This is a genomic window from Oleiphilus sp. HI0061, from assembly GCF_001635675.1.
This window is the reverse complement of the sequence record NZ_LWFE01000614.1, coordinates 1-733: the sequence shown is the minus strand read 5'-3', so window position 1 is coordinate 733 and position 733 is coordinate 1. Positions and strand designations below refer to the sequence as shown.

Here is a 733-nt window from a genome sequence, read left to right as displayed (position 1 = left end):
TTGAGCATTTTAGAAAACCTGACGCTTGGGCCAATTTGGGTACAGAAAAAACCCAAAGAGGAAGCCGAAGCGATTGCAATGAAGTATCTGGAGCGAGTGAAGATTCCAGACCAAGCACTTAAGTACCCGGGTCAGTTATCGGGTGGTCAGCAACAACGTGTAGCGATTGCACGATCTCTTTGTATGTCACCTCAAATCATGCTGTTCGATGAACCAACCTCTGCTCTTGATCCGGAAATGATTAAAGAAGTACTCGATGTCATGGTTGAGCTAGCTGATGAAGGTATGACGATGCTCTGTGTTACTCATGAAATGGGCTTTGCTAAGCGTGTAGCGGACAGAGTAATATTTATGGATGGTGGTGGAATTGTTGAGCAAAATACACCAGAGGAATTCTTTACAAACCCAGAAACTGACCGCTTACAACTATTTTTAAGTCAGATACTTCAGCATTAATCCCAAGCAGCCGAGCTTCTTATTCTTGATGAGAGAGCTAATAGCCTTGAGAAGAAGATAGCTCTTCAAGTGTATTGAAGTTCATAAAGCTACTGGCTTCAGCATTTCTTGATGTTGAGAAATCAACCCAGATAGCACCGTTATCTTTAACCCACTTCATTACGCGGTTTTGCCTGTTTACGATTGCATCTTCCAAGCTATCAACAAACTGAGTAGAAATGCATAAGTGAAGAGGGTGGCTTCTGTTTTCATCTCTCGATGCGATTATCAAAGGCTG

2 protein-coding genes are annotated in these 733 nt (G+C 42.6%); one reads left to right on the top strand and one right to left on the bottom strand.

What is annotated here, in order from left to right; translation table 11 throughout:
- The coding region (locus A3735_RS07905; RefSeq protein WP_156499517.1) for an amino acid ABC transporter ATP-binding protein at positions 1 to 456 on the top strand (456 nt) is incomplete at its 5' end.
- Between the two features lie 37 nt (positions 457 to 493).
- Here the strand turns inward: A3735_RS07905 and A3735_RS30505 are convergent.
- On the bottom strand, positions 494 to 733 hold a 240-nt coding region (locus A3735_RS30505; protein WP_197485753.1), incomplete at its 5' end, for a hypothetical protein.